16 protein-coding genes and 1 pseudogene are annotated in these 14,882 nt (G+C 71.6%); 9 read left to right on the top strand and 8 right to left on the bottom strand.

What is annotated here, in order from left to right:
• Positions 1-8 precede the first annotated feature (8 nt).
• The 5 genes and pseudogenes from ACFYTE_RS04405 to ACFYTE_RS04425 all read right to left on the bottom strand — a co-directional run bounded on the left by ACFYTE_RS04405 (position 9) and on the right by ACFYTE_RS04425 (position 3,461).
• Positions 9-1,238: a ricin-type beta-trefoil lectin domain protein gene (locus ACFYTE_RS04405; protein WP_388704706.1), complete on the bottom strand. Its 1,230-nt coding sequence runs from the start codon at positions 1,236-1,238 to the stop codon at positions 9-11.
• A gap of 180 nt (positions 1,239-1,418) precedes the next feature.
• Positions 1,419-1,595, bottom strand: coding sequence for a VanZ family protein (locus tag ACFYTE_RS04410; protein ID WP_388705172.1), 177 nt, complete (start codon positions 1,593-1,595; stop codon positions 1,419-1,421).
• Position 1,596: 1 nt separating this feature from the next.
• Positions 1,597-1,881: pseudogene (locus ACFYTE_RS04415) on the bottom strand (DUF4230 domain-containing protein); the annotation flags it as partial.
• Between the two features lie 115 nt (positions 1,882-1,996).
• Complete coding sequence (locus ACFYTE_RS04420) at positions 1,997-2,389, bottom strand: anti-sigma factor antagonist (protein ID WP_388704707.1); 393 nt, start codon at positions 2,387-2,389, stop codon at positions 1,997-1,999.
• Positions 2,390-2,510: 121 nt separating this feature from the next.
• On the bottom strand, positions 2,511-3,461 hold the full coding sequence (locus tag ACFYTE_RS04425) for an NADP-dependent oxidoreductase (protein WP_388704710.1): 951 nt from the start codon (positions 3,459-3,461) through the stop codon (positions 2,511-2,513).
• 407 nt (positions 3,462-3,868) lie between these two features.
• Here ACFYTE_RS04425 and ACFYTE_RS04430 point away from each other — a divergent pair, with 407 nt between their 5' ends.
• Genes ACFYTE_RS04430 through ACFYTE_RS04450 form a run of 5 tightly spaced genes read left to right on the top strand, consistent with a single transcriptional unit; the run spans position 3,869 to position 8,354 of the window.
• A complete protein-coding gene (locus tag ACFYTE_RS04430; protein ID WP_388704713.1) occupies positions 3,869-5,704 on the top strand; it encodes an ATP-binding protein in 1,836 nt (611 codons plus the stop codon).
• Positions 5,705-5,709: 5 nt separating this feature from the next.
• Positions 5,710-6,120: a roadblock/LC7 domain-containing protein gene (locus ACFYTE_RS04435; RefSeq protein ID WP_030043913.1), complete on the top strand. Its 411-nt coding sequence runs from the start codon at positions 5,710-5,712 to the stop codon at positions 6,118-6,120.
• Positions 6,117-6,527, top strand: coding sequence for a DUF742 domain-containing protein (locus ACFYTE_RS04440; RefSeq protein WP_388704715.1), 411 nt, complete (start codon positions 6,117-6,119; stop codon positions 6,525-6,527). The genes ACFYTE_RS04435 and ACFYTE_RS04440 overlap by 4 nt, the downstream gene beginning before the upstream one ends.
• Positions 6,508-7,113, top strand: coding sequence for an ATP/GTP-binding protein (locus ACFYTE_RS04445; protein ID WP_388704718.1), 606 nt, complete (start codon positions 6,508-6,510; stop codon positions 7,111-7,113). The genes ACFYTE_RS04440 and ACFYTE_RS04445 overlap by 20 nt, the downstream gene beginning before the upstream one ends.
• Positions 7,110-8,354: a cytochrome P450 gene (locus tag ACFYTE_RS04450; RefSeq protein ID WP_388704721.1), complete on the top strand. Its 1,245-nt coding sequence runs from the start codon at positions 7,110-7,112 to the stop codon at positions 8,352-8,354. The genes ACFYTE_RS04445 and ACFYTE_RS04450 overlap by 4 nt, the downstream gene beginning before the upstream one ends.
• A gap of 48 nt (positions 8,355-8,402) precedes the next feature.
• On the opposite strand, the gene ACFYTE_RS04455 is transcribed toward ACFYTE_RS04450, so the two are convergent.
• Positions 8,403-9,434 carry a 7-epi-alpha-eudesmol synthase gene (locus tag ACFYTE_RS04455; RefSeq protein WP_388704724.1) on the bottom strand — a complete coding sequence of 344 codons (1,032 nt, stop codon included), beginning with the start codon at positions 9,432-9,434 and terminating at the stop codon, positions 8,403-8,405.
• A 611-nt stretch (positions 9,435-10,045) separates the two neighbouring features.
• On the bottom strand, positions 10,046-10,495 hold the full coding sequence (locus ACFYTE_RS04460; RefSeq protein ID WP_388704726.1) for a nitroreductase family deazaflavin-dependent oxidoreductase: 450 nt from the start codon (positions 10,493-10,495) through the stop codon (positions 10,046-10,048).
• Between the two features lie 283 nt (positions 10,496-10,778).
• Here ACFYTE_RS04460 and ACFYTE_RS04465 point away from each other — a divergent pair, with 283 nt between their 5' ends.
• From ACFYTE_RS04465 to ACFYTE_RS04475, 3 genes are read left to right on the top strand one after another with little or no spacing between them, the layout of a single operon-like run.
• Positions 10,779-11,975 (top strand): cytochrome P450, encoded by a 1,197-nt coding sequence (locus tag ACFYTE_RS04465; protein WP_388704729.1) that lies wholly within the window; start codon positions 10,779-10,781, stop codon positions 11,973-11,975.
• A 12-nt stretch (positions 11,976-11,987) separates the two neighbouring features.
• On the top strand, positions 11,988-12,188 hold the full coding sequence (locus tag ACFYTE_RS04470; RefSeq protein WP_388704732.1) for a ferredoxin: 201 nt from the start codon (positions 11,988-11,990) through the stop codon (positions 12,186-12,188).
• Between the two features lie 40 nt (positions 12,189-12,228).
• Positions 12,229-12,774, top strand: coding sequence for a flavoprotein (locus ACFYTE_RS04475; RefSeq protein ID WP_388704735.1), 546 nt, complete (start codon positions 12,229-12,231; stop codon positions 12,772-12,774).
• A 31-nt stretch (positions 12,775-12,805) separates the two neighbouring features.
• On the opposite strand, the gene ACFYTE_RS04480 is transcribed toward ACFYTE_RS04475, so the two are convergent.
• Positions 12,806-13,672, bottom strand: a complete 867-nt coding sequence (locus ACFYTE_RS04480) for an endo alpha-1,4 polygalactosaminidase (RefSeq protein ID WP_388704738.1) — start codon at positions 13,670-13,672, stop codon at positions 12,806-12,808.
• A gap of 236 nt (positions 13,673-13,908) precedes the next feature.
• Between ACFYTE_RS04480 and ACFYTE_RS04485 the strand changes: the two genes are divergently transcribed.
• Entirely contained in the window at positions 13,909-14,877 is a 969-nt protein-coding gene (locus ACFYTE_RS04485; protein ID WP_388704741.1) for an aldo/keto reductase, read from the top strand.
• Positions 14,878-14,882: the final 5 nt, after the last annotated feature.

Below are 14,882 nucleotides of genomic sequence, written 5' to 3' on the forward strand. Positions count from 1 at the left end.
CCGCCCGCTCAGCCGACCGTCCATTTCTGGTTGGCGCCGCCCGAGCAGGTCCAGATCTGCAGCCGGGTGCCGTTGGCCGAGTCGTTGCCCGTGACGTCCAGGCACTTGTCCGCCTGCGGGTTCACGATGTCGTGCGCGGCGGACACCGCCCATTTCTGGTTGGGGCCGCCCGTACAGTCCCACAGCTGAACCGTCGAACCGTCCGCCGTGCCGTTGCCGGTGACGTCGAGGCACTTGCCGAGCGCCCGGATCGTGCCGTCCGAGCCCACCGTCCACTGCTGGGCGGCGGTGCCGTTGCAGTCGTAGAGCTGTACGGCGGTGCCGTTGGCGGCGTTCGCGCCTGCCACGTCCACGCACTTGCCCGCCAGGCCCTTGATCGCGGCGCCTGCTGCGGTGTCGCCGGTCGTCACCGACACCGAGTCCACCACCAGTTGCTGCGGGAACACGGTGGAGCCGTCCGGGTCGCCGGGCCAGTAGCCGCCCACCGCCAGGTTCAGGATCAGGAAGAACGGCTTGTTGAACACCCATGTCCTGCCGCCCAGGTCGGCAGGCGTCCGCCGCTGGTAGACATTGCCGTCCACGGACCAGGTGATCGAGTCGGGCGCCCAGTCGACGGCGAAGGTGTGGAAGCCGTCCGCGAACGCCTGCCCGTTCGGCAGGGTGTAGCCCGCGCCGATGCCGCCCGAGCCGGAGTAGCCGGGGCCGTGGATGGTGCCGTGCACGGTCGAGGGCTCGAAGCCGACGTTCTCCATGATGTCGATCTCACCGGAGTCCGGCCAGTTGACCGGTGTCCCGAGCATCCAGAACGCGGGCCACATGCCCTGCCCCCGCGGGATCTTCATCCGGGCCTCGACGTGTCCGTACTGCGCGGTGAACTTCCCGGAGGTGTTCAGCCGGGCCGAGGTGTACTGGCATGTCCCGTACCAGCACTGGTAGTTGGAGGGGTTCTCGCGCCGGGCGGTGATCACCAGATGGCCCTGGCCGTCCAGGGCCGCATTCTTGTTGCCCGAGGTGTAGTACTGCCGCTCGTGGTTGTTGACGTTGTCGCCGGTCTCTGTCTGCCACTTCGAGGAGTCGACGGCCGCGCCCGCGGGGCCGTCGAAGGTGTCGGAGAACGTCACGGCGGTGACGCCGGCGTCGGAGGTGTCCGCCTGGGCGGGACCGATCGCGGCGGTGGCGACGAGCGCGGCGGACAGCGCGGCGAACAGACAGCTGCGGAGCAGGCGTGGGGAGGCCATGGCTCGCCCTTCCATGCGGCGGCCCGGAACGCGCACGTGCCGGGCCGGGGTGGGGGGTGAAGGTGACGCCTCTTGATTTAAGAAGTGAGGTAAGGGAGCGTCAATACTTTGGTACGGACCAGTGTCGGCCGATCGCGTGCCCATGCGGCGGCCTCGTGCCGCCGTCCCGGCGGTGGCACCTCATGTCTTCCCCTCGCGCGCGTGCACCGCCCGCCCGAGCCGTCGGCCGAGGAAGAGATGGCCCACCAGCGCGCCCGCGGTGTTGAGGAGCACGTCGTCGACGTCGAAGGCGCGACCCGTGATCAGCGCGCCCTGCGCCAGCTCCACCAGCAGCATCACGATCGCCGTGAGCAGCAGCACGGGTGCCGCGGATCGTGTCGGGCAGGTACTTGGCGTCCTTCTCCAGGTCCACGACGACCTGGAAGGTGCCGGATGCGGCGTCGTAACGGCTCATGTCCCGGATCGATTCGAGGAGCGCCGGTCCCGAGCGGTCGTGCGTCTCGGTGCCGAACAGGTCCTTGATGCCCGGCAGCACGGCCAGCCGGATCCCGGCGAACAGCACCGCGAGTACCGCTACGACGGCGGTCAGGGCCTTCGCCCAGCCCGGCATGCGTCCGGGCAGCCGTCTGATGGCAGTCGTCATGTCGGCGGTCCCCCTTCCTGCTGTCCGGATGCCCGCCGAACGCCCTTACCAGACCGCCCGGTCGGCGGGGCGGTGGATTCACCGGGGGCACGCGGGGGCGCACCCCCCCGCGCGCTCACCACGAGCCGGAGGCGGTCTCGGGCTGGTCCAGGGCCGCGTCCAGCGTCGGCCGCGGGGGCAGCAGCCGGGCCAGGCCGGTGACCCGCAGCACGCGCAGGGTCAGCGGGTGGGTGCACACGAGGTGCAGCCGCCCGCCGCGCTCCAGTACCCGGCCGCGGGCCCGATAGAGCAGGCGCAGCCCCGAGCAGTCGAAGAACTCGATGTGCCGCAGGTCGATCACGATGCGGGCGCCGGGCCGGTCCGTCACCCGGTCCAGGTACGGACCGATCTCCGTGGCCGCCGCGATGTCGATCTCGCCGTGGAACTCCAGCACCGTGGCCCCGCGGTCCTGACGGACGCGCAGGTGCCGGGTGAGCGGTGCGGGTTCCTGCCGCGGTTCCGGGCGCACGACGTCACCTCCCACCCGTGCCGGGAAATCCGTTCCCTGCCCTGCAAGTTACCCTCGATAGAGGGAATTTGAGCATGTTCGATTGACACATGTCTTCCAGTTTGGCTGCATGCTGTGCGGTTCAGGCCGTCACGAGGACCAGCTTCCCGGTCGTCCGACCGGTCTCTCCCCGCTCGTGCGCCCGCGCGGCCTCCGCCAACGGGAACGTCTGCGCGATCGTCGCCCGCAGCGCGCCCTCGGTCACCAGTGCCGCGATCGCCCGCATGCCGGCGCGGTCGGCGTCCACCAGCATGCGGACGGCCCGCACACCCAGCCGGGCGGCCTCGTCGTACAGCTCCCGTGAGCCGACCGGCAGGATCGACACCAGGATCCCACCGGGACGCAGCACCCGCAGCGACCGGACGGCGTTGTCGCCCCCGAGGGTGTCCAGCACGACGTCGACGTCCCGCACGGCCTCCGTGACGTCCGTGCCGCGGTAGTCGATCGCCTCGTCCACGCCGATGCTCCGCAGGAAGTCGTGCTTGCCCGCGCTCGCCGTGCCGATCACATACGCGCCCCGCGCCTTGGCGATCTGCACCGCCACATGGCCGACCCCGCCGGCCGCCGCGTGCACCAGCACCCGTTGGCCCGCGGTCAACTCGGCCGTCTCGGCCAGCGCCTGCCACGCGGTCAGCGACACCAGCGGCAGCGCACCCGCCTGCACATGGTCGATACCGGCCGGCTTGCGGGTGAGCGCACGGGCCGGGGCGACGACGTACTCGGCGTGCGAACCGTGCCCGAACGGGTAGGGCAGCATGCCGAAGATCTCGTCCCCGGGCGCGAACGCGGCCACGCCGATCCCCGTCTCCTCGACCGTGCCCGAGACGTCCCAGCCCAGGACGAAGGGCGGCCGGCCCAGGAAGCCGCCGGTGGCCCGGTGCTTCCAGTCGGTGGGGTTGACCCCGGCGGCACGGACCCGGACCAGTACCTCGTTCGGGCGCGGCGCGGGCTGCTCAAGCCGTACCTCCTTGAGTACGTCGGGGCCGCCGAGGACGTCCTGGCTGATTGCGCGCATCGTGTTCACAGCACTCATGGTCCCCCCGACCGTCCCGGCCCGCAGTCCGGACTCCGCCATGCGTCCGGCACGCGGCCCGGACTCCGCCACTCATCCGGCCCACAGCCCGGAACCCGCGGTCGCCGCCCATCGGGACCACCCGGCCGGCGGTCCGCGTCCGAGGCAGTGGCCGGCCGGCGCCGGGTCCTGCGGCCAAGTCGCCTGGGTCGGGGGGAGGTTTGGTGACGGGGCGGGCGTGTCGGAGAGTGGCGGAATCCTCACGTCCGCCTCCGGCGATGTTGATCTTTTCGCTTTCGAACCAGATAAGCTCCAGAAAGTCACCGCGAGTTGACGTGACCGTTCCATCGAGCGGTCGGCTCGCCGTGCCCACTCATGAGTGCGGCCCTCGCGCACCCCCTTGTTGTGATCGCTTTCGAAGGATGCAGATGGAACTCGCCACTTCGCCACCGGCGGCGCGGGCCCCTGTCGCCTGGTACAGCTGGTGGCTGATGCCACTGGCCTTGGGAGGCGGGACGGTTGCCGCCACCTTCATGAGCTCGGAGCGAATAACCGCCGCCGTCGCAGGTGCGGCCGCGACCGCCGCCGGCTCCGTGTGCGTACGGCTGCTGATCCGCTCGCAGCGGCAGTTGCGCGGCCTGGCGGACAGCTCCCGCACCACGCAGGCCGAGCACGCGCAGCAGTGGCAGCAGCATGTCGCTGGACTGGAGCGGAAGTTCGCCGCCGAGCGCGCCTCGCTGGAGACACGGCTGACCGAGCAGAGCGCCGCCTTCGAGGCCCAGGCCGGTGAGCAGACCGCGGCCCACGAGGCCCAACTCGCCGACACCGCACGGGCCTACGAGGAACGGCTCACCGACCAGGCCACCTCCTACGAGGCCCAGCTCGCCGACCGGGCCGAGATCTGGGAGGAACAACTCGCCCACCAGCGAGCCGCCATCGCCCGGCTCGCCGACGAGCAGCTGCCCGAGGCGCTGAAGCGGCTGCGGGCCGGCGACGCCATCGACGACGTGCTGCCGGCCACCTGGAAGGCCGATGTCGCGCCGGAACTCCGGGCCGACCTGCGCCGGATCCTGCGGACCTCGCTGATCGGCATCGAGGAGGAGTTCAACCGCTCCACCTCCGCCGAGCAGGCCGTGATCAGCATCGGCAACCGCATCCACGTACTGACCAGCAAGCTCCGCGGCCGGCTGCACGAGATGCAGGGCGAGCACGGCCGGCTGCCCGCTGTGGCCCGCGGCCTGATGGAGCTGGACCAGGAGCTGGGCCCCGCCGACTCGCTCGCCGCGAGCATCGGCGTGCTCGGCGGCTCGGACCGGCCGGGCCGGCAGTGGCAGGAGCCGCAGCGCCTGCTGAGCGTGGTGCGCGGCGGCATCGGCCGGATCAAGGACTTCCACCGCGTCGAGGTGCGCCATCTGCCCGAACTCGGCGTCGACGGCGGTCTTGTGGACCATCTCACGCTGATCTTCGCGCATCTGCTGGACAACGCGGCCCGGTACTCGCCGCCCACCGAGCCGGTGGTGGTCTCCGGCAAGGAGGTCCCGAACGGCGTCGGCATCGAGATCCAGGACTCCGGCAAGGGACTGAGCGAGGAGAAGAAGCGCGAGGCGGAGCACTCCCTCGCGGGCACCGCGGCCGGACCCGGCATCGGCGGCATCTCCGAGGACGCCACCATCGGTCTGCGTGTCGTCGGCATCCTCGCCCGCCGCTACGGCATCCGCGTCACCTTTGCGGACTCGCCCTGGCTCGGCACCTCGGTCGTCGTCGTGGTCCCGCACAAGTACTTCAGCCCGCTGCCCGCGACCCCGGCCACCGCTCCGCCCGCCGCACCGCCCGCCTCCGCCGCGGCCCCGGCGCCCGTCGCGTCCCACGGCCCGGCCGCCGCACCGCCCGCGGCCGAGCCCGCCGACACCCTGGACACCACGCCCGGCGGACTGCCCCGGCGCCGAAGCAGACGGCATGAGACGGAGCCGCCGCAGGAGGCCGGACGCGGCGACGCCACCGCCGTCTCCGCCGTACCGCCGGACGCGTCCTTCGCCGGCCTGGCGGCGTTCGCCACCGCGGGCCGCGACTCGGCCGCCCGGACGGCGTCGCGTCGCTCCGGACCCGTCGAGGACGAGCACGCCGGCACCGCGCCCGCCGCCGACGCGCACGCCTTCGCGGAGTCCGGTGAGGCCGCCCCCGGCCCCGCGCCCGAAGCCGCCGCGGCACCCGCGCCGTCCGCCGCCCGTGAGTCCACCGAGCACCGCACTGAAGAGAGCGACTAGTCCACATGACGCAACAGGGAACCGACGTGAGCTGGGCGCTCCGCGATCTGGTGGAGAGCATCCCGGAGATCCGCTTCGCCCTTGTGGCCTCCAGCGACGGCAAGGCCATCACTTCCTTCGGCGCCGAAGACCCCGACGACGTGGACCGCTTCGCGGCGGTGGTGGCGGGCCTGCAGGCCCTCGCCCAGCCGGTCGCCGAGCAGTTCCCCAAGTACGCGGGCCAGCTGCGGCTCGCGATGATCGAGGTCGACGGCGGGCATCTGTTCGTGGTCCGCGCGGGGGTCGAGACCTACCTGGGCGTGCTGGCCCGCGAGGGACTCGACCAGGGCCTGCTCGGCCACCAGATGAGAGACCTGGCCCGCCGCATGGGCGAGCTGCTCGGCACCACTCCGCGCCTGGAGGAGCACTCTGGATGAGTGCTCCCCGCCGGCCCACGGACCCTCCCCCAAGCTCTCGGCCGCGCTCGGGCCGGGGGGACCCCCAAGGCCTTGAGCGCTACTACGTCCTGACCAAGGGGCGCAGCAGGCCGGGCGGGTCGGCGTCGAGCCTCGACGTGGCGACCCTCATCGTCTCCCGCACCGCTCCCGCCCCGGGCATACAGCACGAGCACGAGGAGATCGTCCGGCGCTGCCGCGATCCGCTGTCGGTGGCCGAACTCGGCGCCCATCTCGGATTGCCCTTCAACATTCTCGCGGTGCTGCTGGCGGATCTGCTGGACGCAGGCCGCGTCGAAGCCCGTGACCCCATCCCGGCGCACGACGCCGGGCGCGGGCCCGACCTCGCGCTCCTTCAGGAGGTACTCAGTGGACTTGAAAGGCTTTGACCAATCCGGCCGACCCGCCGCCGGAGGCACCCGCTCGGTCAAGGTGATGATCGCCGGCGGGTTCGGCACCGGCAAGACCACCATGGTCCGCTCCGTCAGCGACATCAAGCCGCTCACCACCGAGGAGACCCTCACCCAGGCCAGCGTCGGCGACGACCACCTCATCGGCATCGCCGACAAGGCCGAGACCACCGTCAGCCTGGACTTCGGCAAGATCAGCCTCAACGACAGTCTGATGCTGTACCTGTTCGGCACCCCGGGCCAGGAGCGGTTCTGGTTCCTGTGGAACGGGCTGTTCAAGGGCGCGCTGGGGGCGATCGTCCTGGTGGACACCCGCCGGCTGGCCTCCAGCTTCCGGGCGATCGAGGAGATGGAACGGCAGAACGTGCCGTTCGTCATCGCCCTCAACGTCTTCCCCGACTCCAAGGGCCACCCGATCGAGGAGATCCGGGACGCCCTGGACATCTCTTCGCACACCCCGGTCGTGGTCTGCGACGCCCGCGACCGCGCCTCCAGCCGTGACGTGCTCCTCGCGCTCATCCGTCATCTGCAGGAACGCTCGGCCGTCGCAGTGGAGTCCCGATGAACGACCAGTCCCACGGCCCCGGCGCCGCGGGCGGCTGCCCGGTCGCCCACGGCGCGGGCGTCACCCGGCTGTACGGCCCGGAGTCGGAGCGGGATCCGCACGGCATCTACGCGCAACTGCGTGAGCAGCACGGCACGGTCGCCCCGATCCTGCTGGAGGGCGACATCCCCGCCTGGCTGGTGCTCGGCTACCGGGAGAACCGGCGGGTGCTCGACAACCCGCTCCAGTTCAGCCGGGATTCACGGATCTGGCGGGACTGGCAGGAGGGCCGGGTCGCCGAGACCTCGCCGCTGATCCAGATGCTGGGCTGGCGACCCGACTGCGTCTCCCAGGACGGCGAGCCGCACCGCAGGCTGCGCGGCGCGGTCACCGACAACCTCCTCGGCGTCTCCGGCCGCGGCATCCGGCGGCACGTCACGCACTTCGCGCACAAGCAGATCGACGCGTTCGCGGACGCGGGCCGCGCCGACCTGGTGACGGACTTCGCCGACTATCTGCCGATGCTGGTCCTCACCCGGGTCCTCGGGCTGGCCGAGCGTGAGGGGCGCAGTCTCGCCGAGTCCAGCAACCAGATCCTCAAGGGCGGCGCGGACGCCCTCGCGCACAACGAGAAGATCATGGGCGTCCTCGCCGAGCTGGCGGCCCGCAAACGCGCCGAACCGGGTGCCGACTTCGCCTCCGGGCTCATCGACCACTCCGCCGACCTGGACGAGGACGAACTCGTCAACCATCTGCGCCTGGTGCTGATCACCGGCCACACCATGACCAGCAATCTGCTGGCGCGGGCCCTGCAACTCGTCCTCACCTACCCCGAGCGGCGCTCCGAACTGGTCAGCGGGCAGCTGAACATGTCCTCCGTGGTCGAGGAGGTCATGTGGAACACCCCGCCGCTGGCCGTGCTGCCGGGCCGGTTCGCCACCTCCGACCTGGAGCTCGGCGGCTGCCCGGTCAAGGAGGGCGACCTGCTGGTGCTCGGCCTCGCGGCGGGCAACGCGGATCCGCAGATCCGCCCGGACCCGGCCGTCTCGGTCGTCGGCAACCAGTCGCATCTGGCGTTCAGCGCCGGGCCGCACGAGTGCCCGGGGCAGAATCTCGGCCAGGGCATCATCGAGACGGCCGTCGACGTGCTGCTGCACCGGCTGCCGGGGCTGCGGCTGGCCGTGCCGCCGGAGGAACTCACCTCGACGGCCTCCACCTGGGAGTCCCGGCTGGACAGCCTGCCGGTGGAGTTCGCCGTCTGAAACGCGCGGGGCCGCCGTCCCCTCGGACGGCGGCCCCGCGGCGTTCCCTCATACGGCGAGCAGGTCGTCCACCGAGCCGCGCCCGGCCAGTTCGGCGTTCACCGCAGGACCCTCCTTGGCCGCCGCATAGCGGCCGGTGGTCAGCGCCCACTCGTAGTTGCCGTTGATCCAGTGCTGGATGGCCTCCACGCCCATCCGCACCCGCTGCCGCCCCGCCTCGTCCAGGCCGAGGTCGTCGCACATCCGCGGCACGCGCGCCTCCAGGGCGACGTACTCCTGGAGGCATTCGGTCGTCATCCGGTACGCCTCGTCGGCCGCTTCCTGCCACGAGCCGCCCCGCTCCCGTTGCAGGACGCATATCAGGTTGTGGCCGTCGCCCCGGCGCCGCTCGCGCTCGAAGGAGTGGATGTCGTTCATGAACCCGATGGTGTCGGCGGCCAGATCGCGCATCCGCTCCATCACCGGATGGGCCTGCACCTCGGCCGGCACCTCGAAGCGGCGGCTGCGCTCGCCCGCGTCGATGCTGTGGTGGATGCCCACCGTGCGGCGGCGGAAGGCCGCGTACTCGTCGAGTGTGAGCGTTCCGGCCAGCCCGCGGGCCGCCAGGTCGACCTCCTCGCAGTGCGCCACCAGGAACCGTCCCCAGGAGGCGGCGAACCGGGACCGCCACGTCAGGGACATGCCATCCGAGAGATGCTGCCAGACCTCCGCCCAGGCCACGGTGATCGGGCAGACCACCCGGGGCCGTGTGCCGGCCGGGCGCAGCGGCGTGACGATCAGCTCGCGCGCCACCTCCGCGATCCGGTCGGCACGGTCCGGCCGGCCGGTGTCGAACTGGTCGTCGAAGAGGAAGGCCAGTGAGAACCAGTTCATCAGGACGACCATGTCGTCGGCCGAGGCGTGCGGATAGGTGCGCGCGGCTGCCTGCGGCAGGTCCCAGGACCGGTACTCCGCGAACCCGGCCTGGCTGCGGACCAGGCCCATGTCCCAGATCCAGCGCAGATGGCGTGATCGCGCGTACTCCAGATGCGGGCTGACGGGGGTCTCGAAGGGCAGGTCGAAGGTGACGTCCTGCGGCATGCGGTTCCTTTCGGGAGACGGAACGCAGAGTCCCCCCGCCCCTGCGAGCGGGCGGCCGGTTCGGCCTCCCGCGCCCTCGAACTCAGCTTTCTGGCCGGTAAGTTGAGACCGGAAGCAGTATGAGGTTGCCCAGAGCCTAAATGATCTATCCCGCAAGATCGCCGTGATGTGGGTTACTGCTCACGTTCCCCGCCGCGCGTACACTCTTGCGCCTCCTCGAAGCCACCGCGCTCGCGCTCGCCGGGCAGCGACACCGGCCCGGTGCCCGGGGCCGCGCACCACCGGCCCCCGCCGAAGGCGTCACCCGTCGGGGTGTACGTCCTGAAGATGCGCCGGACGCGGCCGGACAGGCGCAGCGAGTGCGACCGTGCCGCGCCGGGCACCGCCGGTCGCTGCACAGGATGTCGCCGGGCCCATCGAAGGCTCCCTCGCCCGGGTCGCCGCCGCGGTAGGGCCCGGGGCGTGGCCGGGCGGCCGGGGTGGGGGAGGCGCGGCGAAGCCCCGCCGCGACGGGGGAGCGCGGCGGGGCCTGACGCACACGTGCCCGGACCGGGGGCCGTTCATGCCTTGCGGCGGCAGATTTTCCGGATGGCTCCGGCGCCCGGCCGGATTCAGCTTCCGGCGACCGGTTCGAGGACGAAGACCGGGATCTCGCGGGACGTCTTCTCCTGGTACTCGGCGTACGGCGGATACGCGGCCACCGCCCGCTCCCACCACTCGGCCTTCTCCGCGCCGGTGACCTCACGGGCCGTCATGTCCTGCTTGTGCGGCCCGTCCTGCAGTTCCACCCGCGGATCGGTGGTGATGTTGAAGTACCAGACCGGGTGCTTGGGCGCACCGCCCTGCGAGGCCACCACGGCGTACCGTCCCGCGTGCTCGACCCGCATCAGCGGCGTCTTGCGGATCTTGCCGCTGCGGGCGCCCCGGGTGGTCAGCACGATGACGGGCAGCCCCGTGTCCAGCAGCGTCGTCCCCTCGGTGCCACCGGAACTCTCGTACAACTCGACCTGCTCCCGGACCCACGCGGTCGGACTGGGCTCGTACTCGCCCTCAAGAGGCATGTTGTTCGTTCTCCTCGTCGCGACAAAGGCTCACTGACACCGCGGTTCAACACCGGTGACCGAGGATTTCATCCGGATCGCGCCGCGGACGATGGACTATCGTGGAATGGCCGGTTCCAGATGGCCGGCACCCCCGTGAGGGCCATCGAACACGAAGCGGAAGAGTCGCTTCCCGGCCAGATTCCGCAGGTAGCCGATCTGGCCGAACTTTGGGTCACCCGTTAGGTGCCTCGGGCATCTAATGAAGATCGGTACGAAGCACTCTTCGTCTGTGAGGTCTTCCATGACGGAATTGTCGGAGCCCGTCGCCTTTCCACAGGACCGGACCTGTCCCTATCAGCCGCCCGTCGGCTACGACCCGCTGCGCGCCTCCCGGCCGCTGGCCCGCGTCACCCTCTACGACGGGCGCCCCGCCTGGCTGGTCACCGGGCACGCGCTCGCCCGCGACCTGCTGGTCGACCCGCGTCTGTCCAGCAACCGCACCCGTGCCGGCTTCCCCATCACGGCACCCCGGTTCGCCGGGATCCGCGACGTCACGACGGCCCTCGTCGGCGTCGACGACCCCGAGCACCGGGACCAGCGCCGGATGATGATCCCCAGCTTCACGCTCAAGCGGGCCACCGCGCTCAGGCCGAGCATCCAGCGCATCGTCGACGATCTGCTGGACCGGATGATCGCCGAGGGCCCGCCCGCCGAACTGGTCGGCGCGTTCGCGCTGCCCGTACCCTCCATGGTGATCTGCGCGCTGCTCGGCGTCCCCTACGCCGACCACGAGTTCTTCGAGGAGCAGTCCCGGCGGCTGCTGCGCGGCCCCACGGCCGAGGCGGCACAGGACGCCCGGGACCGGCTGGAGGAATACCTCGGCGACCTGATCGACCGCAAGCGCGAGAAGCCCGGCGAGGGCCTGCTGGACGAACTGGTCGAGCAGCAGGCGCGCGAGGGCACCCCGGGCCGCAAGGAACTGGTCGCCCTCGCGATCATCCTGCTGATCGCCGGCCACGAGACCACCGCCAACATGATCTCGCTCGGCACCTACACGCTGCTCCAGCATCCCGAGCGGCTCGCCGAACTGCGCGCCGACCCCTCCCTGCTGCCCGCCGCGGTCGAGGAACTGCTGCGGATGCTGTCCATCGCGGACGGGCTGCTGCGGCTCGCCACCGAGGACATCGAGGTGGCCGGCACCACCATCCGGGCCGGCGACGGCGTGGTCTTCTCCACCTCGGTGATCAACCGCGACGCGGACGCCTACCCCGGACCGGACACGCTCGACTGGCACCGCTCGGCCCGCCACCATGTCGCCTTCGGCTTCGGCATCCACCAGTGCCTCGGCCAGAACCTCGCCCGCACCGAGCTGGAGATCGCCCTGGCCGCCCTGTTCGAACGGCTGCCCACGCTCCGTCTCGCCGCGCCGGCGGACGAGATCCCGTTCAAGCCCGGCGACACGATCCAGGGGATGCTGGAACTCCCCGTGACTTGGTAAGAGGCTCATGCCATGCACATCGAGATCGACAGGGATGTCTGTATCGGCGCGGGTCAGTGCGCGCTGACCGCCCCTAACGTCTTCACCCAGGACGACGACGGCTACAGCACGCTGCTGACCGGGCGGCAGGACGGCGGCGGCGACCCCCTGGTCCGCGACGCCGCCCGCGCCTGCCCGGTCGGCGCCATCACGGTCACGGATCAGCAGGACTGACCCCGGACCGGCCGGCCCCGCGGCGGCGTAGGGTGCCCGGATGACCGAACCGGACGAGAAGCCCTTCCTCCAGCTCGTCGTGTGCGCGGCCGGGATCGCCGCGGGCGTCGGCAAACTGATCACCGCCGCCCAGGAGCGGAACTGGATGGTCGGCGTCACGGCCACCCCGAACGCCCTGGGCGGCTTCTTCGACGCCGGTGCCGCCGCGGCGCAGACCGGCCGTCCCGTCCGTTCGGCGTGGCGCGCCCCCGGCGAACCCCGCCCCTTCCCGGCGCCCGACGCCGTGGTCGTAGCGCCCGCAACATTCAACACCCTCAACAAGTGGGCGGCGGGGATCGCGGACACCCTCGCTCTCGGCACCCTGTGCGAGGCGTACGGCCTGGGCGTGCCGATCGCCGTCCTGCCCTGCGTGGACGAAGCGCTGGCCGCCCACCCCGCCTACCGGGCGAGCCTGGAGCGGCTGCGCGCCATGGACGTGCGCATCGGCGAGCCGTACACCGGGGAACCCGACGGGAGGGGCCACAGGCCGGACTTCGCATGGGAGCGCGCCCTGGACCTGCTGGAGCGGCCCCGGGCGTCGACCTAGCCGCGCGGCCGTGCCCCGGGCAGGGCGCGGGTCAGCGGACCTTGCGCACGTAGCCGTCGCTGCCCGGAGTCGACACCGCCAGGTCCCGGCGGACGATGCTGAGGCGGTCGCCGAAGCCCGCGAGTGCCTTGCGCAGTCCGCCGTCCGTGTACTCGACGACGAGGACGCGGTCGTCGAAGGCGTCGGCGTACGCGCCGCACTCGTCCCACTCGCCGCACTCCTCCACCACCGCGAAGTCGAGGCCGGCCCGCCGCCTCTGGTCGGCCAGTTCCAGGGTGTTCTTCTGCGCGATGGCCAGGTCCCGGGCGTGCGCGCGCCGGGACAGCAGGGTGATGAACGCGGTCGCGTCCTCGGCGCTCAGCAGTTTCCCGGAGCGGGTGTAGCTGTCGTAGTTGTCCGGCTCGACCGCGTCGAACCCCTGGTCCGCGCAGCCGTCGATCCAGCGGCCCACCCGCTCGGCCACCCGTTCACGCTTGGCCGCGGTGCCGATGTCGAGCAGCGGCTCGTCCCAGTCCTCGTCCACGACGACCTTGCCGTGGGCGTCCCGCAGCAGCAGGTCGGCGGGCCATGCGTCGGCCTCGTCCGGCTGGGCCTGGAAGGCGTTCACATAGCAGATGTTGTACAGGCCCGGCGCGGGCGGGTCCGTGCGGTCACGGCTGACGACGCGGACGCCGGCCGGGGGCGGATAGGCGCCGCCGAGCTGGTAGTCGAAGCCGGCGTGCCGCGGCGGAAGCCGTACCCCGGACGAGGCACGGCCGGAATCGGGCCGGGCCTTTTCGGAGTCCGCCGAGGATCCGCAGCCGGCCAGCAGCAGGGCCGCCGTGACGACCGTGGCCACGAGCCGCGCGCCGACGGTCGTTGCGGGACCTGCGACGCGGAGTGCACCCTTCGCGGGCATGACCGCTCCATCCATCGCGGGTACGGCCCCGCCTCGGACCGGCCTGGCGGTCCTGGCGACTTCGGCCGGGCTGAGAACGTGTCCGTCACCGGCTGGGCGCACCTCTTTGTGCCCGCGCGGGGCGCCGGACACGTGATCCCGATCAAAGCCCGCGCGCCCCGCCGCAGTCAAGTCGGGGGGCCGGCGACGACGTACGCTCCGAGGAGGTAACCGTCCCGAAGGCAGGAGCAGCAACGATGCAGTACGTGAAGCTCGGTTCGACGGGCCTGGACGTGTCGCGGATCTGTCTGGGCTGCATGACCTACGGGGAGCCGGACCGCGGCGTGCACGAGTGGACCCTCGGCGAGGAGGCCGCCCGCCCGCTGATCCGGCAGGCGCTGGAGGCGGGCATCAACTTCTTCGACACCGCGAACGTCTACTCCGACGGCACCAGCGAGGAGATCGTCGGCAGGACGCTGCGCGACTTCGCCCGGCGCGACGAGATCGTGCTGGCCACCAAGGTGCACGGCCGGATGCGGCCCGGACCCAACGGGGGCGGACTGTCCCGCAAGGCGATCATGTCGGAGATCGACCACAGCCTCACCCGCCTCGGCACCGACTACGTCGACCTGTACCAGATCCACCGCTACGACCACGACACGCCCGTCGAGGAGACCATGGAGGCGCTGCACGATCTGGTCAAGGCGGGCAAGGTGCGCTACATCGGGGCCAGTTCGATGTATGCGTGGGAGTTCTCCAAGGCCCAGTACACGGCGGACCGGTACGGCTGGACCAGGTTCGTGTCCATGCAGAACCACTACAACCTGATCTACCGCGAGGAGGAACGGGAGATGCTTCCGCTCTGCGCGGACCAGGGCGTGGGGGTGCTGCCCTGGAGCCCGCTCGCCCGCGGCCGGCTCACCCGCGACTGGGGCGCCGTCACCGAGCGCAGCGCCAACGACACGTTCGGCAGCCGGCTCTACCTGGACAGCGACCGCTCGATCGTCGAGGCCGTCGGCCGGATCGCCGCCGAGCGGGAGGTGCCGCGGGCCCGGATCGCCCTGGCCTGGCTGCTGCACCGGGCCACGGTGACCGCGCCGATCGTCGGCGCGGCCAAGCCGCAGCACCTTCAGGACGCGGTCGCCGCCGTGGAACTGGAGCTGACCGACAAGGAGATCGAGGAACTGGAGCGGCCCTACGCCCCGCACGCCATCAGCGGTCACTGACGGTC

The organism is Streptomyces sp. NPDC004629, assembly GCF_042873595.1.
GTDB lineage: Bacteria > Actinomycetota > Actinomycetes > Streptomycetales > Streptomycetaceae > Streptomyces.

Coding starts and splice junctions, on each gene's coding strand:
- ACFYTE_RS04465 (WP_388704729.1), top strand. CDS start 10,779: ATGACGGAATTGTCGGAGCCCGTCGCCTTTCCACAGGACCGGACCTGT.
- ACFYTE_RS04450 (WP_388704721.1), top strand. CDS start 7,110: ATGAACGACCAGTCCCACGGCCCCGGCGCCGCGGGCGGCTGCCCGGTC.
- ACFYTE_RS04485 (WP_388704741.1), top strand. CDS start 13,909: ATGCAGTACGTGAAGCTCGGTTCGACGGGCCTGGACGTGTCGCGGATC.
- ACFYTE_RS04470 (WP_388704732.1), top strand. CDS start 11,988: ATGCACATCGAGATCGACAGGGATGTCTGTATCGGCGCGGGTCAGTGC.
- ACFYTE_RS04480 (WP_388704738.1), bottom strand. CDS start 13,672: ATGCCCGCGAAGGGTGCACTCCGCGTCGCAGGTCCCGCAACGACCGTC.
- ACFYTE_RS04455 (WP_388704724.1), bottom strand. CDS start 9,434: ATGCCGCAGGACGTCACCTTCGACCTGCCCTTCGAGACCCCCGTCAGC.
- ACFYTE_RS04440 (WP_388704715.1), top strand. CDS start 6,117: ATGAGTGCTCCCCGCCGGCCCACGGACCCTCCCCCAAGCTCTCGGCCG.
- ACFYTE_RS04405 (WP_388704706.1), bottom strand. CDS start 1,238: ATGGCCTCCCCACGCCTGCTCCGCAGCTGTCTGTTCGCCGCGCTGTCC.
- ACFYTE_RS04435 (WP_030043913.1), top strand. CDS start 5,710: ATGACGCAACAGGGAACCGACGTGAGCTGGGCGCTCCGCGATCTGGTG.
- ACFYTE_RS04475 (WP_388704735.1), top strand. CDS start 12,229: ATGACCGAACCGGACGAGAAGCCCTTCCTCCAGCTCGTCGTGTGCGCG.
- ACFYTE_RS04430 (WP_388704713.1), top strand. CDS start 3,869: ATGGAACTCGCCACTTCGCCACCGGCGGCGCGGGCCCCTGTCGCCTGG.
- ACFYTE_RS04425 (WP_388704710.1), bottom strand. CDS start 3,461: ATGAGTGCTGTGAACACGATGCGCGCAATCAGCCAGGACGTCCTCGGC.
- ACFYTE_RS04460 (WP_388704726.1), bottom strand. CDS start 10,495: ATGCCTCTTGAGGGCGAGTACGAGCCCAGTCCGACCGCGTGGGTCCGG.